We start from the raw sequence: 25,914 nt of genomic DNA, 5'->3' as shown, positions 1-25,914 counted from the left end.
TCGTCCCGCGGAGCTGGCAGGCACCGTCCGCCGCGAGCGCACCCGACCACCCGAGGACTTCAGGCCCGACCAAGGAGGAGACGAGCGCATGACCGCGACCGTCCCGGAGATCACGCCGCAGGAGCAGGAACAGCTCGACGCGCTGTACCGCGACTTCGAGGCGGCCCACATGACGCCGCTCTGGACGCAGATCGGCGGGCTGATGCCGACCACGCCGCGTCCGGACACGGTGCCGTTCCTGTGGCGCTGGTCGACCCTGCTGCCGCTGGCGGAGAAGGCGGGGGAGCTGGTTCCGGTCGGCCGCGGCGGTGAGCGGCGCGCGATCGCACTGGCCAACCCTGGCCTGCCCGGCACCCCGTACGCCACCCCGACGCTGTGGGCGGCGATCCAGTACCTCGGCCCGCACGAGGAGGCTCCCGCGCACCGACACGCCCAGACCGCGTTCCGGTTCGTCGTCGAGGGCGAGGGGGTGTGGACCAACGTGGAGGGCGACCCGGTCGCCATGCGTCGGGGGGACCTGCTGCTCACCCCGGGCATGCACTTCCACGAGCACCACAACACCACCGACCGGCCCATGGCCTGGATCGACGGGCTGGACATCCCGCTGGTCCGCACGATCGACGCGTCGTTCTTCGAGTTCGGCTCGGACGAGCTCGCCACCAGGGAGACTCCCGAGGCGTCGCGCAACGAGCGGCTGTGGGGCCATCCCGGGCTCACCCCGGTCGGCGCCCCGACGCCCCCGGCGTCCCCGCTGATGGCCTACCGCTGGGCGCACACCGACGCCGCCCTGACCGCCCAGCTCGAGCTCGAGTCCGAGGGGCACCCCGGCGTCGTCGAGCCCGGGCACGCGGTCGTGCGGTTCACCAACCCGGCCACCGCCGGGGACTGTCTGTCCACCATGCGCTGCGAGATGCACCGGCTCCGGTCGGGCACCTCCACCGCGACGACGCGGACCGCAGGCTCGTCGGTGTGGCAGGTCTTCGAGGGTTCCGGCGTCGTCACCGTGGGCGACGAGCGCTACGAGGTCGGCCGGGGCGATCTGTTCTGCGTGCCCTCCTGGGCGGGCCTGGCCCTCGACACCGACTCCGGTCTGGACGCCTTCCGCTACTCCGACGAGCCCGTCTTCGAGGCCCTCGGCCTCGCCCGCACCGCACGAGAGGACCGTTCGTGAAGCTCGCGACCATCCGCACCGCCACCGGGACCGCGGCCGTCCGGATCGACGACGACGGGGCCGTCGAGCTGGGCGCCGCCGACCTCGGCGAGTTCCTGGCCCGCCCGGACTGGCGCGCCGCCGCGGAGTCGGCGTCGGGCACCCGGCACGACCTGGCCGGGCTGGACTACGCCACGCTGGTGCCGCGACCGGAGAAGGTGGTCTGCGTCGGCCTGAACTACCGCACGCACATCCTGGAGATGGGCCGCGAGCTGCCGGAGTACCCGGCGCTGTTCGCGAAGTTCGCCCGCGCGCTGGTCGGTGCGTATGACCCGGTGGAGCTGCCCGCCGGGTCGGGGCAGGTGGACTGGGAGGCCGAGCTGGGTGTGGTGATCGGCGCCGAGGTCCGGCACGCGACCCCGGAGCAGGCGGCCGCCGCGATCGCCGGCTACACGGTGGTCAACGACGTCACCGCCCGGGACTTCCAGTACCGCTCCGTGGAGTGGTTGCAGGGCAAGACCTTCGAGCGCAGCACACCGGTCGGGCCGTGGCTGGTCACCGACGTCGAGCCAGGGGAGATCTCCTGCGAGGTGGACGGGGACGTCGTGCAGAAGGCGGACACGGCCGACCTGGTGTTCGGGCCGGCGGCGCTCGTCGCCTACATCTCGCAGATCATCACGCTCGTGCCGGGCGACCTCATCGCCACCGGGACGCCGGGCGGGGTCGGGCACGCCCGCAAGCCTGCCCGTTACCTCACCGAGGGTTCCAAGCTGGTGACCCGCGTCCAGGGTGTGGGGGAGCTGCGCAACACGCTCGTGGCGGGGACGCCGTGAGGGTCGCCGTCGCCGGTGGCGGGCCAGGAGGGCTGTTCTTCGCCACCCTGATCCGCCGGGCCGATCCGTCCGTCGAGGTCACCGTGTTCGAGCGCAACAAGGCGGACGACACGTTCGGGTTCGGCGTCGTGTTCTCCGACCGCACCCTGGCCGGGATCCACGACGCCGACCCGGTGTTGCGCCAGGCGCTGACCGACCACGGCACGCACTGGGACGACATCGAGGTCCGCCTCAAGGGCGAGCGCATCCGCTGCGGCGGCAACGGCATGGCCGCGGTCGTGCGCCGGACGCTGCTGGCGTTGATGCAGGCCCGCGCCCGGGACGTCGGGGCCGAGCTGCGCTTCGCCACCGAGGTCACCCTGGACGACCTCGCCGACTACGACCTGGTGGTCGCCGCGGACGGCACCGGCTCGGCGATCCGCAGGCAGCTGGAGGCGGACCTGGGCGTCGAGGTCGAGACCGCCACCGCCAAGTTCATCTGGTTCGGCACCGACTACCTGTTCGACGGGCTGACCTTCGTCCACGAGCGCAGCCCCGACGGCGTCTTCGCCGTCCACGGCTACCCGATCTCCGACGAGGTCTCGACGTTCATCGTGGAGACCGACGAGGCCTCCTGGCGCCGGGCCGGGCTCGACGAGTTCGACGTGACCCAGCCGCCCGGGCCCAGCGACCTGACGACGCAGGCCTACCTGGAGAAGCTGTTCGCCGACCAGATCGACGGCAGGCGGCTGCTGACGAACAACTCGCGCTGGGGCAACTTCCGCACCCGCCGCACGCGGCGCTGGCACACCCTCGCGCCGAGGCCGGTGGCGCTGCTCGGCGACGCCGTGCACACCGCCCACTTCTCGGTCGGCTCGGGCACCAAGATGGCCATGGAGGACGCGGTCGCGCTGTCCGCGGCGATCGCCGAGCACCCGGGCGACCTCGCCGCCGCCCTGGCCGCCTACGAGGCGGCCGCCCAGCCCTCCGTCCGGCGGATCCAGGACTCGGCCCGGCCGAGTCTGGCCTGGTGGGAGCACTTCGGCGAGTACCACGACGCCTTCGAGCCGTGGCAGTTCGCCTACCACTTCCTGTCCCGCAGCATCACCGACTCCCGGCTCGCCCGCCGCGCCCCGGACTTCGTTGCCGCCAGCCACCGCGGCTGGGTCGACGCCCACGGGGCCCAGCCGCTGCAGACTCCGTTCCGCAACCTTGGCTGGTCCTCGACCGGCCGGGTCGTGACCGTGCGATCCGACGCCGGCGTCCCGGTCGACGTGGCAGGGCTCGGGTTGGGCGAACCCCGCCCGGGGCCGTGGGGCGCCGTCGTCGAGGCCCCCACGGGCGAGGCGGACCTGCCCGCGGTCGAGGCTCGCCTGCACGAGCTGGCCGACAAGAACCCGGTCCTCGTCGCCGTGCACGGCGGCACCGCCCTGACCCGCATGCTGGTCTGCGAGCAGGCCCGGTTGCGGGCCGGGATCCCCGCGCTGCTGGTCGACCCCGACGCCGTCGGTCCCGAGCCGGACGACGCCACCCGCGACCGCGCACTCACCACCGTGCTCTCCGGCCGCGCCGATCTCGTGGGGGTTCCCGCATGACGAGCACCGTGCCCCGCACCGGCACCACCGGGCTCACCCCGCTGTTCGCCCCGCGCGGGATCGCCGTCGTCGGGGCCTCCCGCAAGCCGGGCAAGCTCGGCGCCGCCCTCGTGCGCTCGCTCGACGGGTTCGCCGCCGCGGGCGGCACCCTCGCGCTGGTCAACGGCCGGGACGAGACGATGCACCCCTCGGTCGCCGCCGCGGCCGAGGCGGGTCCGGTCGACCTCGCCATGGTCTGCGTCCCCGCCGCGGCCTGTCCCGACGTGCTCGCCGACGCCGCGGCCGCAGGTGTCGGTGCCGCCGTGATCTGCGGTGGCGGCTTCGCCGAGGCCGGTGGCCCCGGTGTCGGATACCAGACGGAGCTGGCCCGGATCGTCGCCGAGACCGGGATCCGGCTGCTCGGCCCCAACACCAGCGGGTTCCTCGCCCCGCAAGCGGGGCTGACCGCGAGCTTCGTCCCGGGGGTGGCCCAGGTCCGGCCGGGTCGCGTCGCCGTGGTGGCCGCCAGCGGCGGGGTCAACCACGCGCTGGCGTTCCTGCTGACCGAGGCGGGCCACGGGATCAGCCTCGCCGTCGGGATCGGCAACGGGGTGGACGTGGCCGTCCCGGACGTGCTCGAGCACCTCGTGGACGACCCGGACACCGGTGCCGTCGCCCTGCACGTCGAGTCCGTGGCGGACGGCCCGCGGCTCGTGGCCGCCGTGCGGGCCCTCAGCTCCCGGACACCCGTCGTCGCCCTCGTCGTGGGCCGCCACGACGTCGGAGCCTTCGCCGCCTCCCACACCGGCGCCCTGGCCACCTCCTGGCGGACCACCCGCGCGGCGCTGGCGCAGGCGGGGGCGGTGCTGGTCGCCGACGAGCGCGAGCTCGTCGACGCCGTCGGGGCGCTGGCGGTCACTCGCGCCCGGCCCGCCCGTGACCCGGGCGTCGGGGTGGTCACCGCGCAGGCGGGCCCCGGGCTGCTGCTGCTCGACGACCTGCGCGGGCGCCGCAGCCGGGTCCCCGAGCTCACCGCCGCCACCCGGGAGACGCTGGCCACCCTGCTCCCGCCGCTGACCTACCAGGCGAACCCCGTGGACACGGGCCGGCCCGGTCCGGAGCTGGGGCAGGTCTTTCGTGCCGTGGCCGCGGATCCGCAGGTCGACGTGGTCGCGGGCTACGCGCTGCACGAGCCGGACGCCGTCGACCTGGTCGCAGCGGCCACCGAGGGAAGGGTCCCGGACGTGCCCGTCGTGCTCGGCGTCGGCGGGACCGGAGCCGCCGTCACGCAGGCCCGCCGGGCCCTGCTCGACGCCGGGATCGCCGTCGCGGGTGAACCGCGTGGGGTGGCCGCCGCCGTCGGGGCGCTGCTCGCGGACGCCCGGTCCCGCGCCCGCCGGGTCGGGACCGCGATCCCCGAGCAGGTTCCGGTCGGCGTCGCCGGGGCCCACGACGAGGACGCCGCCAAGGCGCTGCTGGGTCGGATCGGCATCGCCACCCCGCCCCGGCGGGTCTGCACCGACCGTACGGGCGCGCACGCCGCGCTTGCCGAGCTCGGCGGCCGGGTCGCGGTGAAGATCCTCGACGCGGCCGTGCTGCACAAGACCGAGATCGGTGGGGTCCACCTCGGGATCACCGACGCCGCTGGGCTCGACGCCGCCCTCGACCGGCTCGACGGGATCGGCGCGACCCGCTACCTCGTCGAGACCATGGCCGCGCCCGGCGTCGACCTCGTGCTGGGCGCGCGCCGCGATCCCGTCTTCGGGCCCGTCCTTCTCCTCGGGCTCGGCGGCACGGCCGCCGAAGCCCTCGCCGACGTGGCCATCCGGCTCGCGCCGCTGACCGCGGACGAGGCCGCGGAGATGCCCGCCGAGCTCGCCGGGCACGTCCTCCTGGAGGGCTGGCGCGGCGGACCCGTCCTTGACCCGGCCGCGCTCGGTCGGACCGCCGCGCGGCTCGGGGACCTCCTCGTCGCCAACCCCGACCTCGACGAGATCGAGGTCAACCCGCTCCGACTCACCCCCGACGGCCTGCTCGCGCTCGACGCCGTCGTCGTGACCCGTCCGACCCCGAGGGAGGCCGACGATGCCCACCCCCATCCGTGACCACACCGTCCCGTGGCCCGCGCCCCTCGCCGACGAGTACGTCGCGAAGGGCTACTGGGCGGGGCTGCCGCTCGGCACCGCGCTGCGTGCGGTGGCGGGCGCACGCCCCGATGCGCCCGCCCTCGTCGACGCCGAGGCGAGGCTGCGGTGGAGCCACCTCGAGCTGGCCGATCGGGCCGACGCCGCGGCGACCCGGCTGCTCGAGCTCGGTCTGCGCCGCGGCGACCGGATCGTGGTGCAGCTGGGCAACGGCTGGGAGTTCGTGGTCCTCACCCTCGCGTGCCTGCGGGCCGGGATCGTCCCCGTGATGGCGCTGCCCGCGCACCGCCGCACGGAGCTGGCCTACCTCGCCCGGCACGCCGAGGCGACCGCGATCGCGGTACCCGACCGGATGCGGGACTTCGACCACCAGGCCCTCGCCCACGAGCTCGCCGACGATGTTCGGGAGGTCACGGGCGGGCCGTGGCACGTGCTCGTCGCCGGCGAGGACGTGGCTCCGGGCAGCGTCGACCTGCGCGCGCTCTGCGCCCCCGGGCCGTCGACCGCCCTCACGCACCCGGACAGCCACGACGTCGCGGTCTTCCTGCTCTCCGGCGGGACGACCGGCCTGCCCAAGCTGATCGCCCGGACCCACGACGACTACCTGTACAACGCCCGCCGCAGCGCGGAGCTGGCCGCGGTCGACGCCGACACCCGCTACCTCGTCAGCCTCCCGGCGGGACACAACTTCCCGCTGGCCTGCCCGGGGATCCTCGGCGTGCTGCTGGCGGGCGGCCGCGTCGTAACCCTCCCGTCGCCGGAACCCGGCCGTGCCTTCGCGACCATCGCCGCCGAGGGGGTCACCCACACCGCCGTGGTCCCCGCCGTGGCCGGGCGCTGGCTCGACCACGCCGCCGAGCACGGCAGCACCGATCTCGCGACGCTTCGGGTACTCCAGGTCGGCGGCGCCCGCCTCGCCGACGAGCTGGCCCGCAAGGTGACCCCGGTGCTGGGGGCGACCCTGCAGCAGGTCTTCGGCATGGCCGAGGGCCTGCTCAACCTCACCCGCCTCGACGACCCCGCCGACGTCGTCTGCGGGACCCAGGGCAGGCCCATGTGCCCCGACGACGAGGTGCGCCTCGTCGACGAGTTCGACCACGACGTGCCCGAGAGCGAGCCGGGATCGCTCCTGACCCGCGGGCCGTACACCCCGCGGGGCTACTACAAGGCCGCCGAGCAGAACGCCCGCGCGTTCACCGAGGACGGCTGGTACCGATCCGGCGACATCTGCCGGCGCACCCCGGACGGCAACCTGATCGTCGAGGGCCGCGACAAGGACATGATCAACCGGGGCGGGGAGAAGATCTCCGCGGAGGAGGTCGAGAACCTCGTCTACCAGCTCCCGGCCGTCGCCCAGGTCGCCGCCGTCGCCATGCCGGACGCGCAGCTGGGGGAGCGGGTCTGCGTCTACGTCGTCCCGCGGCCCGACGCGACGGTGACCCTCGAGGAGATCCGCGCGTCGATGGACGCGATCGGGGTGGCCCGCTTCAAGCTGCCCGAGCACCTGGTCCTCGTCGACGAGCTGGCCGCGACCAAGGTCGGCAAGATCGACAAGAAGGCCCTCCGCGCGGACATCGCCGACCGGCTGAACGGAGCGCCCGCATGAGCGGCAGGCACGACACCGCGGCCACCCTGCCGTGGATGCGGGAGGGCACCGCGCACCTGCTCGCGGTCGTCGAGAAGCGGACGGACACCGAGCTCGCCCGACCGACCGCGTTGCCGGGCTGGACCGGTGCGCACGTCGTGGGGCACGTGGCCCGCAACGCCGAAGCCCTGATCCGGCTCGCCACGTGGGCGCGGACCGGCGTCGAGACGCCGATGTACGCCGATGCCGCGCAGCGGGCCACGGAGATCGAACACTCCGCCGGGCTGCCCCCGGCGACGCTGCGCTCGGACCTGGCCGAGACGGCGGAGCGGCTCGACACGGCGCTCGACGCACTGACCCCCGACCAGTGGCGGGTACAGGTCCGCAGCGCCCTCGGCCGCGCGATCCCGGCGGCCGAGGTCCCTTGGATGCGCATCCGGGAGGTCTGGCTGCACGCCGTCGACCTGGGGGCCTCGGTCGAGGATCTGCCGCCCGGCGTCGTCGACCTCGTGCTCGACGACGCCGGCGCGGCCCTGTCCGCCAAGGACGACTGCCCGGGGGTGGTCCTCACCCCGACCGACCGCGACCGCACGTGGACCCTCGGCGCCCCCGACGCCGCCGACCAGGCGGCGGCCGTGCACGCCCCCGCCGCCGACCTGGCCGGCTGGCTCACCGGCCGCGTCCCGGCTCCCGACCGACCCGCGCTGCCGCGCTGGCTCTGACATCCCGCCGGGCACACAGCACCTCTTGCATTTGTCATGCGAACCGGTTCTGTCGTGACGAAACTGGTGTCATGAACGGCGAGTTCGAGGACGGACGGCTGATCAGCGTCGAGTGCGCCAACTGCGGTCGCGAGGTGCCCTACGCCGGCACCGGACGACCGCCGAAGTACTGCAGCCGCGGCTTTGTCCGCGCAACTCGCGTGTCCGCCCCAGACGGTGTAGCGGACGTGGCGGCGGCCGGCCTCTCGTCGATCTTCAGCACGCTCTGAACGCGGGTGTGCGGACACGTCCGTGAACGGGCGAGCGCGGTCAGGCCCGGCCGGTCAGGCGGGTGATGAGGGTTCGCGCGGTGGCCTTGGTCAGCCGCTTGAGCGCGTGCTTGGTCGTCTCCCGCGGGCGGCGTGGTTCGACCGTGCTGCCCTTGATCGCGGCGGCGAAATCGTCGTAGAAGCGCTCCCGGCTCACCTGCGTGACCAGCTTCGTCAGGTACTGCAGCTGCGCCGGGGTGATCGGCTCGCGCTTGGCCGCCGCGGCGCGTTCCCGGCGCTCCCCGTAGACGCGGTCGTTCTCGGCCTTGCGCTCGGCTTCGGCCTTCTCGCTGCGGTCGATGACCCGGACCGGCTCGAACCAATGCTGAGCGCCTTCCTGCCCGGTGACGGCCTCCCACAGGGCGTTCGTCGTCAGCCGAGTCTCGTCGACGTCCTCGGTCAGGCCCGGCCCGGTCAGCGCGACGAACTCGCGGCGTGCGCGCACGATGGTGAACCCGGCCGGTTCGACGTGGCTGATCCAGCCGTCCTCGCAGCCGCACCGCTCGTGGTACCGCCGCCACTTCGAGTCGAGCACCTCGTAGACCAGCCGGTCACCGTAGTACTTCGAATCCCGCGTAAACCCAGACATTCCGCGAGTTTCGCACCGGCCGGCCCCGCCGTGCTGGTGGTGTTCCGGTGGCCGGTGCTCACCAGCGTTCGCGGGTGAGCACCTCGGCCAGGTCGAGGGGGCCGTCGTCGGTGATGATCTGGGTGTAGCCGGCCTTGACCGCGGCCCGCAGGCAGCGCCGGCCGGAGAGGTCGGCGAACACCTCCGGGTACAGCGGGCCAAGGTCGAGGCGGACGGTCCCGCTGCGCAGTCCTCGGCACAGCGCCTCGCCGGCCTGCTTGTCGAGGAGGTGGCGGTGCAGGCCGCCGCTGGAACGCACGGCCATCAGCTCGGGGCGGCCCGGTTCGCCGGGGACCGTGCCGGGGATCAGCACGGCTGGCCCGCCGGGACGTCGCTACGTACAGTCGTCATGACGCGACACTACCGCCACACTCCGTAGTGCGCGCTTCCGTGCGTAATCGTGGCTGCAACAAGCATGGAAGCCCGACCTGAGCTGCGGAATCCCCGACCGGGAGCGTGGCCTTACTCGTGTCTGGCGGGTCGTGACGTCACGGCTTGCTGAGCGCGGCCGCGAAGATCGGCGCAGCCTTTTGCAGCAGCTCACGCGCTGTATCCGGGTTGTGGGGGTAGAGGTTCGTGTGGATCGAGGTTGCCCGATCGCCGTGAGCCAGAAGCAGAACGCATTCACCAGCGCCGGGAAGGCCCTCCGCGTCGTCGCAAAACCCGTACTGCGCCTCGGCCACCTTGGGCAGCGAAAACTCCTCGACGATGCCGAACGGTGTGTTCTCCGGGGTCGCCGACGTGCAGGGAAGGGCTTTCCTGACGTCCTCGATCACTTGCGCCCCGCTGATGCCCTCGTAGCGGCCGATGCGCTGCTCGGCCGACAGGAGAGTGTGGTCTTCGATCGTCGGACCGCCATTGGACCAGGACACCCGCTCACCAGCGCGGACATGGGAGTCCCACGCCTGCAGCTGACGGCCGCACTTGTTAACCAGCTGCATCGGCGCCGCGCTGATCACCCACGGCACCGGCTCGCCGAACTGGGCAAGCCCCAACGGTTTCAGGGCGTCTTCGGCCGGCGCGTACTCAGCCAGGTCCTCAGGCGCGAACGGTGGCGACGACGACGTCGGCGCCGGGCGGGTGCTCACAGGGGCGGCGGAACCGGCCACGCTCTCGACGATGTGTCCTGGCGAAGTGGAACAAGCGGACAGCAACAGGGCAAGACCGACCAGAAGGACTTTGCGCATGATCTCCTCGTTTCGCGAGGAAGATCGCGACGTCCACCCGCCCCGTTACGCGCCGCGCCAGCCGCACGCCCGCCTGCGGAAAATTCCGACGCCGCGGCGCAGCGCGGTCGGCAGCCGAGGCCGTGGGCGCGGACCGGGCCTCGCAGATTCGGACCATTCCACAGGCGTCGGTGCACACTATGCACTTGCGTGCGATTTTGTGCGCATGCGATACAAAACCCTCATTTTGTAGCCGAGTGGTCCAGTCGAGTGGACGTTGTCGACCTGAAATGACATGAAAACGTGTCGGCGCCGAAGGCGCGCGCGATGTCTGATCACAATCTGCAACGCTGCCGCAGCGGTGCCCTCTCCTGGGCTGCCCCAGCCCGGTGGGCCACGCACCCGGATGATCCTCGTTCAGCGGAAGTCGCGGCTGCTGCTGGCGAGGCTCTTGAGGTCGAGCGGGATGACCTGGTCGGCGACGAGGGACACGGTGCCCTGCCCGACCTGGGCGATGCCGCGCACCAGCAGCGCCGGGCTGGACAGCCACAGCTTTCGTTCGCGGCGCCACAGTCTGATCAACACGATCACATTGGCCATGCCCGTCTCGTCCTCGAGGTGCAGGAACGTGATCCCGCCCGCGGTCGCGGGGCGCTGTTTAACCCCGTGAGGTCGCCGCCAGGCTCTTGAGATTAGAGACGGGAGTGCCCGGAACCAGATGATTCCGGGCACTCCTTCGCGTTGCGGTGGTGATTGTAGATGTGCAGGCACTCTGGGTAGGCGTCCCGTCGTTCGGTTTCTGAGTGGTAAAGCGAGTTGCCGCCGGTTCGGGGTTGTGGGCTACGTGCTCGGTCGGAATCTAGTTCGTACCCACGTGCGTCAGAAACGTTCGGTCGCGAGACACACGTGGCTGGTCGGCGTTTCCGCTGGACAGACCTGTAAAGCGTGCCGTGTCCCTCGCCAATGTCACGCTCTCGGGGGCGCTGCGTACGCCGAACTTCCATCCGCTCCGCGTGTGGCGTCATAGTTGCCGACCAGCGTGTGGCGTGGCATCGGAACGCTGACGAACAGAACGAACGACCCCGCTCCGCTCCCCAGGAGGCGGGGCCCCTCGCTCTGTCTGGACCCAGCAAGTCTTGCTCATTGAGCGTGTACGACTACCGCCTTCGGGCCCTTTTTTTCGTTGATCACGGTCATGGTGATCAACGACGCTGCGAAGACTGAACAGACTGACGCGCTGTGGATGGGCGACGGCGTTGTAGATGGTGATGCCGGCGGCGACTGCCCAGAACACCGCGATACCGATAAGGAGTGGCCGAGACCGTCGGCCCCAGCGTGAGGTGTTCATGGGGCTATCTGTTCCGGTTCCAGGCATACAAGATCATGCTGCCCAGTGTTCCCCCACAGATTGCCAGAACGAATCCGGCGATGATGTAGATGATCGTCGCGCCGCCGATCGCTCCGGAGATGGCCGCGATGGCAACTCCCAGGCCAACGAGGGCCAAGACGACAAGCGACAGGCCACCCCAGAAGGCTCCTGGAGGCGGCGGAGTACTGCTGACGGGTGACCTGTCGTTGTCTGGCATTGCGGTCCTTCCTTATGTCGGATCGACGGTTACGCGTTCGGGTTGGGCGTGAATTTCAGCCCCAACGCCCCGGCGGCACATCCGGTCGCCAGGAGCAGGCCTTGTGCGACGCCCTCGCTGAGCGGGCCGATTACGCTAGCGGCGTAGGTGGCAAGCGCGCCATACGCCTGGTAGGCGCCCACGATGCCGCCGAGGCACCCGACTGCTGCCTGAGCGATATCCCACCCGCTCGAGTGTCTCGAAGAAGTCGAACCAGGAGTATTCCGCTACGACGGCGGATCGATCCGTACCGGGGATGGGAAGTTTGCAGGGTCGCTAGGCGCCAACGTCGGCGCAGAAGCGGAGAAGTTAGTCTGGGACCAGCTTGAGCAAGCTGGAAATACGGTAGTCCGAGGAAGAGTTTATGTTCGAGGGAACGGCTCGCAAATCCGAGTCTATGATGGCGCAATAGACTTGGGAAATGGAGAATTTGAAGGGAGTGAAATTAAGAGTGGTGGTGGCGCCACTAAGACTGCCGCTCAAAAGCGATTTGACAACTGGGTTCATCAGGGAAGCATTGCTCAGGGGTTGGGAAATTCCGGAGAAATGAGGATCGTAGGCGTGGTGGATAAGAATGTATGACCAGTCGGTGCTTGGCAGTGTAAGATGACAGGTGTCTTCGTCCGTGTCATTAACTACTGCTTGGAGGGATAATGCTATCGACTACTCGAGGGCTGACTGCGCGACACCTGATCGAGTATGGCGAAGATGAGGCAGCCCAGTGGGTAGGGTCCTCGAGTAATGAAGACTTTATGAAGGTATGCGGGGTTGCCAATTGGTTGATCTCGTATGGCCCAGAGTCTCCTAGTGGATCTAGTATGATGATGGCAACCGCTATTGCTGCCGCCGCAGTCTTCGTGAAGGAGGGCGTGGCCCGGGACCTGGCGCGAAAGCGTAGGAAGAAGCTTCCAGATCTTCCGGCTGATGAATACAGGAAGATCGCGTTCGATGGTTCGCCAGATTTGAATGAGCAACGAAGGAAGGGTGAATTTTATGGCGTAACAAACGAATTCAAAGAATTTTGGACACGTTCTCGGAGTTGACTCCGCCTAGGTTGCTCGCTTTTGTTCGGGTGGCGCACTGTTTGTATGCAGCCTCGGAGGGACTGCTCCTGGTTTGGTTGACTCCTGACCTGTGAGGATGCGTTCCTCGCTGGAAGGGTTGTCCGACATTCCGAAAGCGTTGCCGCCGGAGTTCCGCCGCGACGTGGTCGCGGTCGCCCGCAAGGGCGAAGCACCGATCTCGCAGGTCGCGAAAGACTTCGGGATCTGCGAGTCCTGCCTGCACCGCTGGCTCAAGATCGCCGACACCGAAGACCGGATCCGGCCCGGCACCACGACCACGGAGTCGGCGGAGCTGCGTGAACTGCGCACACGCACCAAGCTGCTCGGGCAGGAGAACGACATCCTGCGCCGGGCCGCGGCGTACTTCGCCAAGGAAATCTCCCCAAAATGACATACCCGCTGGTCAAGGACCTGGCCGCCGACGGGATCCCCGTCGCGGTGACCTGTCGGGTCCTGCGGTTCTCCACGCAGGCCTACTCCGCCTGGAAAGCAGCCCGCTCACCCGCCGCGATCTCGACGACGCCTACCTGATCAACACCGCGCTCGACATCCATCGCGACGACCCCGCGTTCGGATATCGGTTCATCGCCGATGAACCGCCGGCCCATGGCATCACGGCCGGACTGAACCGGGTCGCGCGGCTGTGCGCTCAGCAGAAGATCTGGTCGGTGTTCGCGAAGAAGAAGGGCCTGACCAGACGGGCCGGGCCACCGGTGCACGACGACCTGGTGCACAAGAGGTTCACCGCCGACGCCGCAGACCGGCTGTAGCCGACCGACATCACCGAACATCCCACCGCCGAGGGCAAGCTGGATCTCTGCGCGATCAAGGGCGTCTGCTCCGGCCGGATCGTCGGTTACTCGATCGACTCGCGGATGACGGCGTGACTGGCCGCGTCGGCGTTGCGTAACGCAGTCCGGCAGCGAGACCCGGCCGGCACGATCGTGCACTCGGACAGGGGCCAGCCAATTCCGGTCGTGGAAGTTCGTGAACACATTACACCGCAACGGTTTACGCGGATCGATGGGCCGAGTCGGCGCATGCGGCGACAACGCCGCGATGGAGTCCTTCCTCGCATTGCTGCAGAACAATGTCCTGGACCGGCAACGCTGGCAAACCCGTGACGAGCTGCGCCTGGCGATCGTGACCTGGATCGAACGCACCTACCACCGCCGACGCCGGCAGGCCCGCCTTGGCAAGCTGTGATCCGCCGGTGGGTTTCCGGCCTCGACGGCCTTGCGCGGACGCTCGGGACAGCGATTTCTTCGGCCGTCATCGGGTCGCTCCTAGCCGCGCTCACCGTTCAGGTGGGGCCGGTGTCCGTACCCACGGCCGACGGGTTCCGGGTGGCGTTCGCCGTCGCGGCTGCCGCCGGCGCGCTTTCCGCGCTGACCATCCCCCCGGGGAATTCCGGACTACCACGATGCGCCGCTGCGAGGGGAATGAGTCAGCGTGACGAAGTTTGAGCCAGCTGTGCCGCTTCCTGGTAGCTGGTATCGCGCAGCCCCGGCGAGCAGCTACGCCAGGATGGTTGCCTGCTGTGACGACATGCCCGGGTTGGTGAGCGAGACTTGACCTCAGACAGCGACCAATGGCGTGCGTGGCTCAGGAGCGAGGTCCTGACCGGCCTTGTCTCCGTGGGAAAGGGCGATGATGTTCCAGCAGACCTTCGTTACGGCGAGAACGCCGACCGGCGGCGAGACCCGGCTCTCGGTCCACCGGCGGGCCGACGCTGTCGTGTCCCTGATAGCCCAGCATCGCGCGGCCGCGTCCGCCAGCCGCCGCTATGCGGACCTGGCCGACCGCAGCCTGGCCGCGCAGCTGGCCGCCGAAGACGCCGCCGTCGAGACCGGCCTGTCCCCGTTCGAGCGGCTGACCTGCCCCGCCCACCGTCGGTGGATCCATCAGTGCATCGCCTCCCCCGAGCATGCCAGCCCAGTCACGGGTCATCGCTGGTGCCGTGACTGTCAGTGCGCAGTCACGGTGGCTATCGACGAGCTCACTGGCGACGTGACAATGGCTTGCCCGCGCTGCCGCCGCACCCCCAAGGGCATCGCCACTCGCCAGATTGTGAGCGCCTGCCGGGCCAGCCTCGCCACTGTCCACGACCACCGCGCTCAGCCGGCACCCAGTATGCTGCATTTCGGCGAGCGGCGGCCGGCCTGATGATTCTGCGTGGCTAGGGCGGGGTGAGTTCCGCGTCGAATTCGATTGCGACCTCGTTTGCCAGCTTCAGCGCCCCGAAAAACGCCGAATAGGGTTTGATGCCCCATTGTGTCTGGACTATGGTTGCGCCGCCTCGGATCCTGCGGTCGTCGCTGACCGTCGCCAGCACGGTGATCGGGTGTGACTGGTCCATGATGGTCAGATTGCCGTCGACGGTGAGCGATTCGCCATCTTGGATGACTCGCGTCGAGTGGAACGTGATTGCGTGATATCGGTCGGTGTGCAAAATCTTCGTCTGAATGTTTTTCTCGATCTCGGCGCGGTCGGAGTCGGTGAGCGGTTTGATTCCGCCGCTTCCGGACCGCACCCGCAGCGAGCCGGCGACGACGTCGACCGAGACCGAGGACAACGCGGGGTCCGCCGTGTTCACCGACACGGCGGCAACCCACTCTGACGCCTCGATCGTGAGATCGTGCCCGACGCGCGAGCCGAGTCCAGTGCGCCGCGTCTTCACCAATAGCTCGGCCGACTGCGGACCGGACCGGTACTGGCCGTCCCGAAACGACATAAACTCGACGTTACGCCGGGACGCTCAGCCGTCCAAGTCGACGTCGCCGTCCGGGTCGCGGCGCGGGCGCTTCCTGGCCAGCGCCGGGTCCGCTACGTCGTCCCGGTCATGGTCGAGATCGACTGCGACAACGACACGATCGACCGGATCGCCACCCCGCCCTGCCGGGCGAGGTGGCGACGTGTCAGCGGGCGAACTTCTCGATAGCGGCCAGCGTTGTAGTGCCCATGGGGCGTGGGGTGGCTCAGGGTCCAACTAGTGGGAACCTGCAGGTCAGCCAGGGATCCGGAGCGTTGTGGTTAGCGAGCAAGGTCGTCCTCGGACACACAGTTTGGTCTCTGGCCAGCGACTTCTCTGCGGGCTGGAAGTTCTTACTTGCGAACCTGCTGGTCGTCGGCGTGGGGGTACGAGTCCCTCTGGGATACGCTCACTAGCCACACGCGCGAGGTGAAGGGCCAAGAGAGTCGTTGGCGGAGTCCCGTCCTAACCTTGGCTCTCGTCGGTGCGTGATATGGCCCGAAAGCTCGCCAACCTGCGTCGATGTGGCGCGGGTGCCGGCCAGGAGAGCCTTCGCCACCGTAAGAAGAATCGGGCCACGGTACCCGGAAAGCGCGCAGGCAACAACGGCGTCAGGCCCCGCAGTGATGCGCCCCGAGTTCTGTGCAGGCTCTGATCCCAGGGAGGATGCAGAGCATGCCGGCACCGAAGAAGTACAGCGACGAGCTGCGTGAGCGGGCGACGCGGATGGCGTTGGACGCGATCGCTGCCCAGGGTCAGCGGATGGCGGTGATCCGCCGGGTCGCGGGCCAGTTGGACGTGCACCCTGAAGCGTTGCGGACGTGGGTCAAGCGCGCCGAGATCGACGCCGGCACGGCACCCGGCCGCACCAGCGACGATGCCGCGCGGATCGCCGAGCTGGAACGCGAGGTGCGTGAGTTGCGGCGGGCGAACGAGATCCTGAAGACGGCCTCGGCGTTTTTCGCCGCCGCGGAGCTCGACCGCAAAATCAAGTAACTCCTGACTATTCCACGCCTCGGCGGGAGGTTCCCCTCGCGGTGGTCGTCGACTATATCGACGACCACCGCGAGCGAGTTGTCGAGGGGAAGAATCTCGGGGTCGAGTCGATCTGTGCAGTCTTGAACGCTGCGGATGGGCGGATCGCCCCGAGAACGTATTGGTCAGCCAAGAAGCGCGCACCGTCGAAACGTGCTGTGCGAGACGCAGAACTGCTGACTGAGATCGAGCGCGTGTTCCGCGAGAATTACGGCGTCTACGGAGCGCGGAAGGTCCATGCCCGACTCAACCGTGAGGGAATTCGCGTGGCTCGCTGCACGGTCGAGCGGCTGATGCGCCAGAAGGGTCTGCAGGGGCTACGGCGAGGCAGGCGGCCCAGGGCCACCATCGCTGCTGCGGCTTCGCCGTCTCCGGCGGACCTGGTCGGCCGCCGCTTCACCGCCGACCAGCCGAACCAGCTCTGGGTAGCGGACATCACCTACATTCGGACGTTTTCCGGCTGGGTGTATGCCGCGTTCGTCATCGATGTGTTCTCCCGAATGGTCGTCGGTTGGCAAGTGTCGACCTCGCTGCACACGAATCTCGCCCTCGATGCACTGGAGATGGGAATCTGGGCCAGGCAACGAAGTCGGACGAGACGTGACTGGACTCGTCCATCATTCCGATCGCGGAGTTCAATATCGAGCCATTCGCTATACCGAGCGCTTAGAGCGTGTCTCGTTTGGATCTTTCCCGCTGGGCTGCAATGATCTTGTACCGTGATCGACTCGCTGTCGCAACGGCTGGTGCCCGATGACTTGTGGGCGTTGGTGGAACCGCTGGTCCCGCCGGCAAAGGAGCGTCCGCAGGGTGGTGGTCGTGCGCGGACTGATCCGCGGGCGGTGTTCACGGCGATCGTGTTCGTGTTGACCAGTGGTTGTGCGTGGCGGCACCTGCCGCCCTCGTTCGGGGTATCGGTGCCCACGGCGCACCGGACGTTCACCGAATGGACCGAGGCCGGGCTGTGGCGGCAGTTGCATCAGGCAGTGCTGGACGAACTGGGCGGCCGGGGTTTGATCGACTGGTCTCGCGCGGTCCTCGACGGAGCATCCGTCAGGGCCAAAAGGGGGGCGGTCTGACCGGTCCGAGCCCGGTCGACCGCGGCAAACCGGGCTCGAAGATCCACGTACTGTCCGACGGGGCCGGGCTGCCCCTGACCGTCGCGATCTCCGCGGCCAACACTCACGACAGCCACGCGCTCAGACCTCTGGTCAACGCGCTGCCGCCGATCCGATCGCGCCGCGGACCGCGGCGCCGGAAACCGGCCAAACTCCACTCCGACAAGGCCTACGACATCCCCGCCCTGCGCGCCTGGCTGCGCCAGCGCGGGATCGTCCCGCGCATCGCCCGCAAGGGCATCGAATCCGCCGAGAAACTCGGCAAACACCGGTGGGTGATCGAACGGTCCATCGCCTGGCTGACCGGCTACCGGCGACTGACCATCCGCTACGAACGCAAAGCCGGCCACTACCTCGCCTTCCTCACCCTCGCCGCCACCATCACCTGCCACAAGAAACTCGCCAAATGAGACAAGCTCTTAGCGGACGCGGCAGTGGTCGCCTCGGTCGGTTCGCGTGGAGATTCCTACGATAACGCGATGGCCGAGGCCTTCAACTCGCTGTTCAAGGGAGAATTGATCCATAACCCTGTTGTCCGTCGTCGCGGTTGGCAATCAGTTCGCGATGTCGAGATCGCCGTCGCCGAATACATCGACTGGTACAACCATCGCCGTGTCCACGGCGAGCTCGGCCAGCGCACCCCAGCCCAGACCGAAGCCAGCCACCAAGCGTCACGCTACGATCAACCCCTCGAGCCCGCCCGGGCTCGGTGACAGACAACGAGGCCTGCACCAGACCCGGGGCGCATCACAGATCGCCGCCGCAGCTTGACCAGGTGATGTCTGCACGCTTCAACCACGAGGCCAGTCTGGACAAGCCGACCGACCAAGCACCACGATTAACGTGGGCGCCCGGTGACCATGGTCTCAGCAACCCGGACATCGCAGCCACATGACCGAGGCCAAGCATCGAGCGGGCCGGTCGGCGCCGCTCCGGATTTCAAACTTGCTCCGTTCATCAACCGTGCAGTGAATTCCCCGTAGCTCTACACACTGTGGGTAGCCGTTCGCCAGGCGAAACCATCCTGCGTTCAGACGTTCCTGCCCTGCCGGCTGGCCTCGAAACCCTAGCGTTTAGGAAGTGGAAGATTTGTCCAACGGCATGATCACGCTGAGCCGGACAACTGTCGGGCCGTCGGCAGCAAGAGCAAACTTCGGCCCCATCTTGTACTCGGCGACGTGGCGCAAGCTGGGTTCGAGTTCGAAGCGCGTTCCGGAACCATCGTCGTCGACGGCGGCGCTTGGTTAAGGTCAGAGTACCGTCGTACTCGCAGCTCATCTGCCGGCGGAGACAGCCTGCTTCACGAGTTTGCTTGCCCGTCCCCGTGTATCTGCCAAATCGGTTATTCCCTGTCCACCTGAAACGTAGGGCGCCCATCCTGCGCAGAACAGCCCGTTGCGCCAATTCGTGACCTCACCGTCTGCGAACACTTGCCGCAGGCGATCGACAAGAGACTGGTCACGGTCCGTCAGTCGCCTAGACACGAACAGCTCGCTAGGGACTTTGCTCTGTGTCGTCGACAACGAAGACGGTGAGGGCAGTGTCATCTCGACTGCGATGCCGCCATACAGGGGGTCACACTTCGACGACGCAAGTTCTAGTGCTTCCCGGCTCCAGTCCGCGATACGTTTGGCCGCGCTCCGGTCTTTTTTCGCCCACAGGGAATCCGGCAGCCCGAGAGTCGCGGCACTCATTGACACTGCGATCGGGTGGCGATCGCCTCCTCGGCGAGGGAGGTACTCGACGATCATCCTGCCGAGCTTGCGATGCGTCAGCCCGGCCTTGACCACTCGCGACACCGGGTCGGCCCCCGCGACCAAGTCTGCGAGCCGATCCGAACCGACCTGCAGCCGCTGGCGCATGGAACCCACATCCGACAAGAAATCGAACTCCAGGTCGCGCGGCGAGACTTCGAGCAACCCGTTGGGCTCGCATTCGAGTTCGCGTGAAGCCTCAAACAACAGCTGAAAGGTTCTTTCTTCAGGGCGATCATCGTAGACGGCGATCATCAGATGCGGCGGTTCTGGGTACAGGAGATCGGCCACGTCATTGCCCCATCAGGCGAAGCATGGCGCTTATCTGTCCGTTGTTCGGCACAAAAGCGGTAACAAGGTCACCGGTCGCTCGGTCGAATTGTGCCACGAACCACTTGCCGTCGATGCGTGAGACGTAGGCCCACGTTTTCGCGGAACCGGAACTCCATGGGATCACCTTCGAACTCCCTGCTGCGCGCTCGATAATGCTGCGCCACTCAGCCATGTTAGCTGCACGGGTCGGCTGACCGCCGAACCACTGCTGTGCGTGACGGTCAAAGGAGTGATCCAGGCCACTTTCCGTGACGTTGGGTGCGACGCCGCAGTTGTGGACAAGTATGGGGGTATCGCCAGCTAGGACGTAGTATGTGTGAACCGCGTCAACGGTCAGGTTTTAGGTCCTGTTAGCACCGGTGTACTGGCGGTTCGCGACGACCGAGGCACGCCCATCGCCGGGGGTGGTGAGCTGTTCGCCCACCTTCAGAGCGGCTGCGTCGAGCCAGCGGTGGAGAGTGGCGCTCCAGAACAGGTGGTGCGCAGTGGTCGTGATCGTCTTCGGCCCCGCGGGCGTGCTGACTGTCAGATCGTCGAAGTCCGTGTCGTTGTCGGTGACGTGCAGGGCAGCTACGAGGTGCACCTGAAGCCGAGAGCTTTCGGGATCAGCGTTGGCGACCGGGCCCCCAATCGCCACGTCCTTGATGGGCTTGTTAGTACCGTCGCCCATCAGCACCCTTGTGTCACCGGTGAAGCTGTTGAGGCACGCTGGGTCCTTGGCCAGAGCCTCTGCCCTCTCCGCCAATGCGGCGTCCTCGCTGAGCAGCCTCTGGTCGATGGTCGCCCGGTTGAGCGAGCCTGCTCGCCTCGGCCGCCACCGAGATCGCCTGGGTTCCTTCTTCGGCGATACCGAGCAGTTCTTCGAGCCCGGCCAGCGCTTCTCCTTCCACTGGCGGGCCGATGACAGTCCGCTCCGACAAAACCCTCTCGGGATCGACGAACGGGTCGAAGTCGGGACTCCACAGGTTGTCCGGGTCCAAGCACTGGTTGATCAGGTCGGTGTCGCCGTCGTTCGCTTCCCGGCACATTTGCTCCAGCTGGCCGAATATCTTCTCGCGGTCGGCGTCCGTTCCGGTGACGAGAAGTACGCAGTCTGCTTCGCTGAGTGGTGACTGGATGGGGTTGGCCGAACCTGCACCAGAAATCGGTGCACGATTGTGGCAGCTCGCCGTGCGGCTGTCGATCAGTTGCTGCTTCTCGGTCTCAGCCTTGGTGACGACCGCCTGCCAAGCCTCCCTGGCCGCTGCGGCGGCGTCGTCGGCGTCTTGACCTGCTTTGACCGCCGCGTCCCAGGCGATGTCAGCCGAATCGCTTGCTTGCTGTGCATAGTCTGCCGCGAGCTGAGCCGAGCGTTGTGCAGACAGTGCAGATCGAGTAGCTTGGTCCGCCGACGCAACGGCGGAGGCAGCTGCCCGCGCAGCGGTGGTCGCAGATTGCTGGGCCTGCTGCGCGGAAACAGCCGCGCGTTCGGCGGCCGCCTGCGCCTGTGTGGCGTAGCCCGCGGCCTCGTTCGCCGCTGCCGCAGCCTGGTTCGCATAGTCGGCGGCTTCCTGAGCCGCGTTACGCGCCCGAGCTGCAGCTGCTTGCGCGTCGTTGGCGTGCTGTCTCGCGTCGGCAGCAGCGCTGGACGCCTGGGCGATCAGTGCGTCGATGGCAGCGTTGTGCGCAGCTGTGTTCTGATCGCGGCGCGCGGCCTCGTATTGTCCGACGGTCAGGAACTGATGCAACAGATCCGCTGGCCCGTCGATCGCGGCTTGCGCAGCAGCTGCGAGCTCTTGGGCTCCTGATGCCTTGGCCGCCGACATGATCTGGTTGGCCTTGACGTTGTCGTCAATGCCCGCCGCCGTGTACTGATCAGTATCCAGGAATTGACGCAAAGCCTGGTCAGTGTTCGCATCGAGCGCTTTCTGCGCCTGCTGTACGACGGTGCTCTGTCCGGCCTCGCGTGCGGCCGACATGATCTGGTTCACCTGGAGTTCGTCATCCTGCTCGCGCCCCGGGTAGTCGCGGTTTCGCAGGAAAGTCTGGACGTCGGCGTCTGAGCCAGCCAGTGCCGCGGAGGCTGCCTGCCGAAAAGCCGCAGTGCCGTTAGCGATGAGATCACCGAGAATCACCCGGTCGTCTTGACCGGCGGCTGCAGACAGACCGGACTTGATGAAGTCGGCCGCTTGATCATCGGTGCTTCCCAGGGCAGCAGTCGCCGCGGCCTGAGTCCACGATCCGCCGCCGGTGGCCAAGGTCAGCGCGACCTTACGGGCATCGTTAGCTACGGTCGCCGGATCAGTGCCGGGCGCGTTCGCTTCGGCGATCAGCCTGTTGGTTTCGGCGTTCCACAGGCTGGCCTGATCAAGGTCCCAGCGCGGCGGTGTCGGAATTGTCGAGGACACGGCGAGGGCGTCTTTGGCGGTGTCATCGGCTTGCTGTCCGGCGAGCGCGATCCGGTCCGCATCGGCCTTCCGGGCGGCGGTAGCGATTTCGATCGCCTGGTTAGTGGCGGTGGTGGCGGAGTTCGCCGCGGCGGTTGCAGCATTTGCGTGATCAGTAGCCTTCTGGGCCGCGTCAGCCGCTTCGCCAGCGTGGGCGGCGGCGTCATCTGCTGCCAGCGCCGCATTCGTGGCGTCGGTGCCGGCCGCGCGGGCCGCGGCCGCGGCCTGACCGGCGTTCGTTGCAGCCTGGTTGGCCCAATTTTGAGTGGCGTTGGCCGCGGCGACCGAACGCGCTGCTTGAGCACGGGCACGCGCGGCGGCTGCCTGCGCTTCGCGCGCATCTGCGCCGGCGGCAGCGGCACTATTGGCCGCATCAGTCGCAGCATCGGCGGCCGTCACGGACTGAGCAGCGGCGTCCTTCGCGGCATCTCCCGCCGCCCCGGCTTGTTGCGCAGCAGTCCTGGCCCAGTCCGCCGCGTTAGCCGCGGTGCTCGCCGCGTTAGCCGCATCTCGCGCGACTTGCGCCGCGAACTTGGCGCCGTCCGCATTCTTTCTGTCCGCCACGGCAAGCGCGGCGGCGTCGTAGGCACTCGACGCGGCTCGGCCGGCTGCACCCGCTGCTGCGGCCGCACGGGACGCAGCAGCGGCAGCAGTGGTGGCCGCCGCAGCAGCGGCGTTCGAGGCACTTATCGCCTCGCGAGCGGTCGCAGCTGCGCGTTGAGCAGCCACCGCAGCACGATTTGCGGCATCGGTGGCCTGGCCAGCGTGACCTTGGGCGGCCGCAGCCGCGTCCTTGGCTGCCTGGGCTGCAGTCTGCGCAGCCGCGGCTTCTGCGACCGCGCGGTCGGACGCGGCTTGTGCAGCGGCAGTCTCGGTTGCGGCCTGCGTCGCCGCGTTGGTGGCAGTCGCGGCCAACTGCGTGATGTTCGTGGTTTCGGCGTCACGGGCCTGCGCGACCGGCAGATCGATATCCAGGAACTGCGTCAGCGCGTCCGCAGTCCCGGCGTCCAGAGCCTGCTGGGCAACCTTCTTCACCTCCGGGCCGCCTGCCGACATAGCCTGGTTGACCCGAACGCTCTGGTCGATCCCGAACGGAGTCCGCCAGCCGCTCGCGAGGAACTGGGTCAGTGCGTCTTTGGTCCCTGCGTCCAGTGCGGCTTGGGCAGCCTTTTTGACTTGCGTGCCACCTGCGGACATCACCTGGTTGACCCGCAAGGTCAGGTCAATCTCGTAGGGCGCTTTCCAACCTTCACCTAGGAACTGAACCAGTGCATCGTCGGTGCCAGCGTCGAGCGCTTGCTGCGCTGCCATCTTGGTGGAGGCTCCGCCCGCGGACATCATCTGATTGACGCGCACGTCGCGATCTATGGCGAGGTCCTGTTGAAGCCGTGTATCAAGGAAGGTGGCGACATCGGCATCGGAACCAGTCAGTGCCTTGGCCGCATCGGCGCGAGTGACCGGGCCGCCGAGCCTCCACAACACCTCTACCTTAGTTCTGTCGGCGGGTGGCGTGAAGACTGTCGCCCCGCTCGGTGTGTCGGCGGACGCAGGCAGCGCAGCGACCACATCGTTCGCTGAGGTGAGTATTGCGGTAACACAAAAGACAGCTAAAAGACGTCTGACAGACGAACGCATTCCTCAATCCCCCAAGAGCTAACGAGAATCGCCGTAGAGGCTTAGAGCGTGTCTCGTTTGGATCTTTCCCGCTGGGCTGCAATGATCTTGTACCGTGATCGACTCGCTGTCGCAACGGCTGGTGCCCGATGACTTGTGGGCGTTGGTGGAACCGCTGGTCCCGCCGGCAAAGGAGCGTCCGCAGGGTGGTGGTCGTGCGCGGACTGATCCGCGGGCGGTGTTCACGGCGATCGTGTTCGTGTTGACCAGTGGTTGTGCGTGGCGGCACCTGCCGCCCTCGTTCGGGGTATCGGTGCCCACGGCGCACCGGACGTTCACCGAATGGACCGAGGCCGGGCTGTGGCGGCAGTTGCATCAGGCAGTGCTGGACGAACTGGGCGGCCGGGGTTTGATCGACTGGTCTCGCGCGGTCCTCGACGGAGCATCCGTCAGGGCCAAAAGGGGGGCGGTCTGACCGGTCCGAGCCCGGTCGACCGCGGCAAACCGGGCTCGAAGATCCACGTACTGTCCGACGGGGCCGGGCTGCCCCTGACCGTCGCGATCTCCGCGGCCAACACTCACGACAGCCACGCGCTCAGACCTCTGGTCAACGCGCTGCCGCCGATCCGATCGCGCCGCGGACCGCGGCGCCGGAAACCGGCCAAACTCCACGCCGACAAGGCCTACGACATCCCCGCCCTGTGCGCCTGGCTGCGCCAGCGCGGGATCGTCCCGCGCATCGCCCGCAAGGGCATCGAATCCGCCGAGAAACTCGGCAAACACCGGTGGGTGATCGAACGGTCCATCGCCTGGCTGACCGGCTACCGGCGACTGACCATCCGCTACGAACGCAAAGCCGGCCACTACCTCGCCTTCCTCACCCTCGCCGCCACCATCACCTGCCACAAGAAACTCGCCAAATGAGACAAGCTCTTAGCCGCTCGCCGAAATGCAGCATACTGGGTGCCGGCTGAGCGCGGTGGGCGTGGACAGTGGCGAGGCTGGCCCGGCAGGCGCTCACAATCTGGCGAGTGGCGATGCCCTTGGGGGTGCGGCGGCAGCGCGGGCAAGCCATTGTCGCGTCGCCAGTGAGCTCGTCGATAGCCACCGTGACTGCGCACTGACAGTCACGGCACCAGCGATGACCTTCAGGTAGGTGATGTCGCCGACCAGCCGCCGCCCCGGCGCCTGCGCGGTGAACGCGCGACCGATCAAGTCCGGGCTGTGCACCGGCTCTTCGCCGGGCACCGTGGTGCGTTTGTAGGCCCGTGGCTGACATCCGGCCAGCCCGAGTTCACGCATCACGTCGGCGACCAACCCGACGCTGCATGCGTGGCCTTCCCGGTTGAGCTGGGCGGCGACCTGGCGGCAGCCGTAGGTGCCCCGTCCCTGGGTGAACACTCGGGTCACGTGGGTGCTCAACTCGCGGCGGCGGGCCTGGGTGGCGGTCTCGGTGTCTACCCGTTGGCGCCAGGCATAAAACGACGAGCGTGGCACCCCGAGCAGCCGGCACATCCAGGTGATCGGATAGTGGGCCTTCTCCGCGTCGATCACGGCGCAGCGCTCGGCTACTGCGACGTCCGAGCGAAGAAGGCCGCGGCTTTTTTCAGGAACTCGTTTTCCATCCGCAACCGGCGGATCTCGTCTTCCATCTCAGCCACCCGAGCACGCTCGAACGGACTCACCGGCTGCTCAGGTCCAGGGTTCTCTCGCCGCCACGCGTTGACCCAGTTGGCTAGCGTGCCCGCGTTGATTCCCAGATCACGCGCGACCTCAGCCACCGGCTTGCCAGTCTCGATCACCATCTGCACAGTCGACGGCTACTCCCGCCTGGCCTACACCGAAGCCCTGCCCGACGAAACCGCCCGAATCGCGATCGGGTTCACCCACCGCTCTACAACCGGAAACGACTCCACAGCAGCCTCGGCTACCGAACCCCAAACGGGTGAAGGGTGGCTGTATCTGGCGACCGTGATCGACCTGGCCACACGGATGGTCGTCGGTTGGCAGTTAGCGGATCATATGCGCACGAGCCTGGCCCAGTCCAAGATCCTTGGTACACCTCACCCCAATCGGTCAAGCAGCGGTGGCAAGCGGGCGCCGG

The 25,914-nt window shown here is 68.2% G+C and carries 25 protein-coding genes and 1 pseudogene; 14 read left to right on the top strand and 12 right to left on the bottom strand.

What is annotated here, in order from left to right:
* The first annotated feature begins 88 nt into the window (after nucleotides 1-88).
* The 7 genes from I6J71_RS26835 (at nucleotide 89) to I6J71_RS26805 (ending at nucleotide 8,256) form a co-directional block, all read left to right on the top strand.
* On the top strand, nucleotides 89-1,171 hold the full coding sequence (locus I6J71_RS26835) for a cupin domain-containing protein (protein ID WP_204089379.1): 1,083 nt from the start codon (nucleotides 89-91) through the stop codon (nucleotides 1,169-1,171).
* The gene (locus I6J71_RS26830; RefSeq protein ID WP_204089378.1) at nucleotides 1,168-1,983 is read left to right on the top strand and encodes a fumarylacetoacetate hydrolase family protein; all 816 of its coding nucleotides are present in this window, start codon (nucleotides 1,168-1,170) and stop codon (nucleotides 1,981-1,983) included. The genes I6J71_RS26835 and I6J71_RS26830 overlap by 4 nt, the downstream gene beginning before the upstream one ends.
* Nucleotides 1,980-3,557 (top strand): FAD-dependent monooxygenase, encoded by a 1,578-nt coding sequence (locus I6J71_RS26825; protein WP_204089377.1) that lies wholly within the window; start codon nucleotides 1,980-1,982, stop codon nucleotides 3,555-3,557. Before I6J71_RS26830 ends, I6J71_RS26825 begins: the two co-directional genes overlap by 4 nt.
* Nucleotides 3,554-5,641: an acetate--CoA ligase family protein gene (locus tag I6J71_RS26820; RefSeq protein WP_204089376.1), complete on the top strand. Its 2,088-nt coding sequence runs from the start codon at nucleotides 3,554-3,556 to the stop codon at nucleotides 5,639-5,641. The genes I6J71_RS26825 and I6J71_RS26820 overlap by 4 nt, the downstream gene beginning before the upstream one ends.
* On the top strand, nucleotides 5,622-7,286 hold the full coding sequence (locus I6J71_RS26815; protein WP_204089375.1) for a (2,3-dihydroxybenzoyl)adenylate synthase: 1,665 nt from the start codon (nucleotides 5,622-5,624) through the stop codon (nucleotides 7,284-7,286). Before I6J71_RS26820 ends, I6J71_RS26815 begins: the two co-directional genes overlap by 20 nt.
* Entirely contained in the window at nucleotides 7,283-7,987 is a 705-nt protein-coding gene (locus I6J71_RS26810; RefSeq protein ID WP_204089374.1) for a maleylpyruvate isomerase family mycothiol-dependent enzyme, read from the top strand. The genes I6J71_RS26815 and I6J71_RS26810 overlap by 4 nt, the downstream gene beginning before the upstream one ends.
* A 71-nt stretch (nucleotides 7,988-8,058) precedes the next feature.
* Nucleotides 8,059-8,256, top strand: coding sequence for a hypothetical protein (locus I6J71_RS26805; RefSeq protein ID WP_204089373.1), 198 nt, complete (start codon nucleotides 8,059-8,061; stop codon nucleotides 8,254-8,256).
* 40 nt (nucleotides 8,257-8,296) lie between these two features.
* Here the strand turns inward: I6J71_RS26805 and I6J71_RS26800 are convergent, their stop codons facing one another.
* The 5 genes from I6J71_RS26800 to I6J71_RS26780 all read right to left on the bottom strand — a co-directional run bounded on the left by I6J71_RS26800 (nucleotide 8,297) and on the right by I6J71_RS26780 (nucleotide 11,675).
* The gene (locus tag I6J71_RS26800) at nucleotides 8,297-8,884 is read right to left on the bottom strand and encodes a hypothetical protein (protein WP_204089372.1); all 588 of its coding nucleotides are present in this window, start codon (nucleotides 8,882-8,884) and stop codon (nucleotides 8,297-8,299) included.
* 58 nt (nucleotides 8,885-8,942) lie between these two features.
* Entirely contained in the window at nucleotides 8,943-9,236 is a 294-nt protein-coding gene (locus I6J71_RS26795; protein ID WP_204089371.1) for a hypothetical protein, read from the bottom strand.
* A 175-nt stretch (nucleotides 9,237-9,411) separates the two neighbouring features.
* On the bottom strand, nucleotides 9,412-10,110 hold the full coding sequence (locus tag I6J71_RS26790; RefSeq protein ID WP_204089370.1) for a hypothetical protein: 699 nt from the start codon (nucleotides 10,108-10,110) through the stop codon (nucleotides 9,412-9,414).
* A 396-nt stretch (nucleotides 10,111-10,506) separates the two neighbouring features.
* Nucleotides 10,507-10,689, bottom strand: a complete 183-nt coding sequence (locus I6J71_RS26785; protein ID WP_204089369.1) for a hypothetical protein — start codon at nucleotides 10,687-10,689, stop codon at nucleotides 10,507-10,509.
* 752 nt (nucleotides 10,690-11,441) lie between these two features.
* Nucleotides 11,442-11,675: a hypothetical protein gene (locus tag I6J71_RS26780; protein ID WP_204089368.1), complete on the bottom strand. Its 234-nt coding sequence runs from the start codon at nucleotides 11,673-11,675 to the stop codon at nucleotides 11,442-11,444.
* Nucleotides 11,676-12,854: 1,179 nt separating this feature from the next.
* Here I6J71_RS26780 and I6J71_RS26775 point away from each other — a divergent pair.
* A pseudogene (locus I6J71_RS26775) lies at nucleotides 12,855-13,984 on the top strand (IS3 family transposase).
* A gap of 444 nt (nucleotides 13,985-14,428) precedes the next feature.
* Nucleotides 14,429-14,944 (top strand): hypothetical protein, encoded by a 516-nt coding sequence (locus I6J71_RS26770; protein WP_239153931.1) that lies wholly within the window; start codon nucleotides 14,429-14,431, stop codon nucleotides 14,942-14,944.
* Nucleotides 14,945-14,957: 13 nt separating this feature from the next.
* Here I6J71_RS26770 and I6J71_RS26765 read toward each other — a convergent pair whose 3' ends face one another.
* Nucleotides 14,958-15,512 (bottom strand): YceI family protein, encoded by a 555-nt coding sequence (locus I6J71_RS26765; protein WP_204089367.1) that lies wholly within the window; start codon nucleotides 15,510-15,512, stop codon nucleotides 14,958-14,960.
* Nucleotides 15,513-16,205: 693 nt separating this feature from the next.
* Between I6J71_RS26765 and I6J71_RS26760 the strand changes: the two genes are divergently transcribed.
* The 4 genes from I6J71_RS26760 to I6J71_RS26745 all read left to right on the top strand — a co-directional run bounded on the left by I6J71_RS26760 (nucleotide 16,206) and on the right by I6J71_RS26745 (nucleotide 18,396).
* Complete coding sequence (locus tag I6J71_RS26760) at nucleotides 16,206-16,526, top strand: transposase (protein WP_204089366.1); 321 nt, start codon at nucleotides 16,206-16,208, stop codon at nucleotides 16,524-16,526.
* 41 nt (nucleotides 16,527-16,567) lie between these two features.
* On the top strand, nucleotides 16,568-17,275 hold the full coding sequence (locus tag I6J71_RS26755; RefSeq protein ID WP_204089365.1) for an IS3 family transposase: 708 nt from the start codon (nucleotides 16,568-16,570) through the stop codon (nucleotides 17,273-17,275).
* Between the two features lie 21 nt (nucleotides 17,276-17,296).
* A protein-coding gene (locus tag I6J71_RS26750; RefSeq protein WP_204096803.1) for an IS5 family transposase occupies nucleotides 17,297-18,093 on the top strand; the annotation gives its coding sequence in 2 pieces (ribosomal slippage) (nucleotides 17,297-17,627 and nucleotides 17,627-18,093; 798 coding nt in all).
* Between the two features lie 69 nt (nucleotides 18,094-18,162).
* On the top strand, nucleotides 18,163-18,396 hold the full coding sequence (locus I6J71_RS26745; RefSeq protein WP_204089364.1) for an integrase core domain-containing protein: 234 nt from the start codon (nucleotides 18,163-18,165) through the stop codon (nucleotides 18,394-18,396).
* Nucleotides 18,397-18,957: 561 nt separating this feature from the next.
* On the opposite strand, the gene I6J71_RS26740 is transcribed toward I6J71_RS26745, so the two are convergent.
* The 4 genes from I6J71_RS26740 to I6J71_RS26725 all read right to left on the bottom strand — a co-directional run bounded on the left by I6J71_RS26740 (nucleotide 18,958) and on the right by I6J71_RS26725 (nucleotide 23,675).
* Nucleotides 18,958-19,728, bottom strand: a complete 771-nt coding sequence (locus I6J71_RS26740) for a hypothetical protein (protein WP_204089363.1) — start codon at nucleotides 19,726-19,728, stop codon at nucleotides 18,958-18,960.
* A 1-nt stretch (nucleotide 19,729) separates the two neighbouring features.
* Nucleotides 19,730-19,942 (bottom strand): hypothetical protein, encoded by a 213-nt coding sequence (locus tag I6J71_RS48950; RefSeq protein WP_239153930.1) that lies wholly within the window; start codon nucleotides 19,940-19,942, stop codon nucleotides 19,730-19,732.
* A gap of 168 nt (nucleotides 19,943-20,110) precedes the next feature.
* Nucleotides 20,111-20,446 carry a hypothetical protein gene (locus I6J71_RS26730; RefSeq protein ID WP_204089362.1) on the bottom strand — a complete coding sequence of 112 codons (336 nt, stop codon included), beginning with the start codon at nucleotides 20,444-20,446 and terminating at the stop codon, nucleotides 20,111-20,113.
* 7 nt (nucleotides 20,447-20,453) lie between these two features.
* Nucleotides 20,454-23,675, bottom strand: a complete 3,222-nt coding sequence (locus I6J71_RS26725) for an ALF repeat-containing protein (RefSeq protein ID WP_239153929.1) — start codon at nucleotides 23,673-23,675, stop codon at nucleotides 20,454-20,456.
* Nucleotides 23,676-23,937: 262 nt separating this feature from the next.
* On the opposite strand from I6J71_RS26725, the gene I6J71_RS26720 reads away from it, so the two are divergent.
* Nucleotides 23,938-24,734, top strand: a protein-coding gene (locus tag I6J71_RS26720) for an IS5 family transposase (protein ID WP_204097260.1) whose coding sequence is annotated in 2 segments (ribosomal slippage) — nucleotides 23,938-24,268 and nucleotides 24,268-24,734 — 798 coding nt in all. Because the reading frame shifts where the segments join, the coding sequence is not laid out codon by codon here.
* 93 nt (nucleotides 24,735-24,827) lie between these two features.
* Here the strand turns inward: I6J71_RS26720 and I6J71_RS26715 are convergent.
* A complete protein-coding gene (locus tag I6J71_RS26715; protein ID WP_204089360.1) occupies nucleotides 24,828-25,364 on the bottom strand; it encodes an IS3 family transposase in 537 nt (178 codons plus the stop codon).
* A gap of 14 nt (nucleotides 25,365-25,378) precedes the next feature.
* Nucleotides 25,379-25,615: a transposase gene (locus I6J71_RS26710; protein ID WP_204089359.1), complete on the bottom strand. Its 237-nt coding sequence runs from the start codon at nucleotides 25,613-25,615 to the stop codon at nucleotides 25,379-25,381.
* Between the last annotated feature and the right edge of the window lie 299 nt (nucleotides 25,616-25,914).

It is taken from the genome of Amycolatopsis sp. FDAARGOS 1241 (assembly GCF_016889705.1).
In the GTDB taxonomy this organism is placed as follows: Bacteria; Actinomycetota; Actinomycetes; order Mycobacteriales; family Pseudonocardiaceae; genus Amycolatopsis.
The sequence above is the reverse complement of the archived record's forward strand: the minus strand, read 5'-3'. Positions and strand labels throughout refer to the sequence as shown.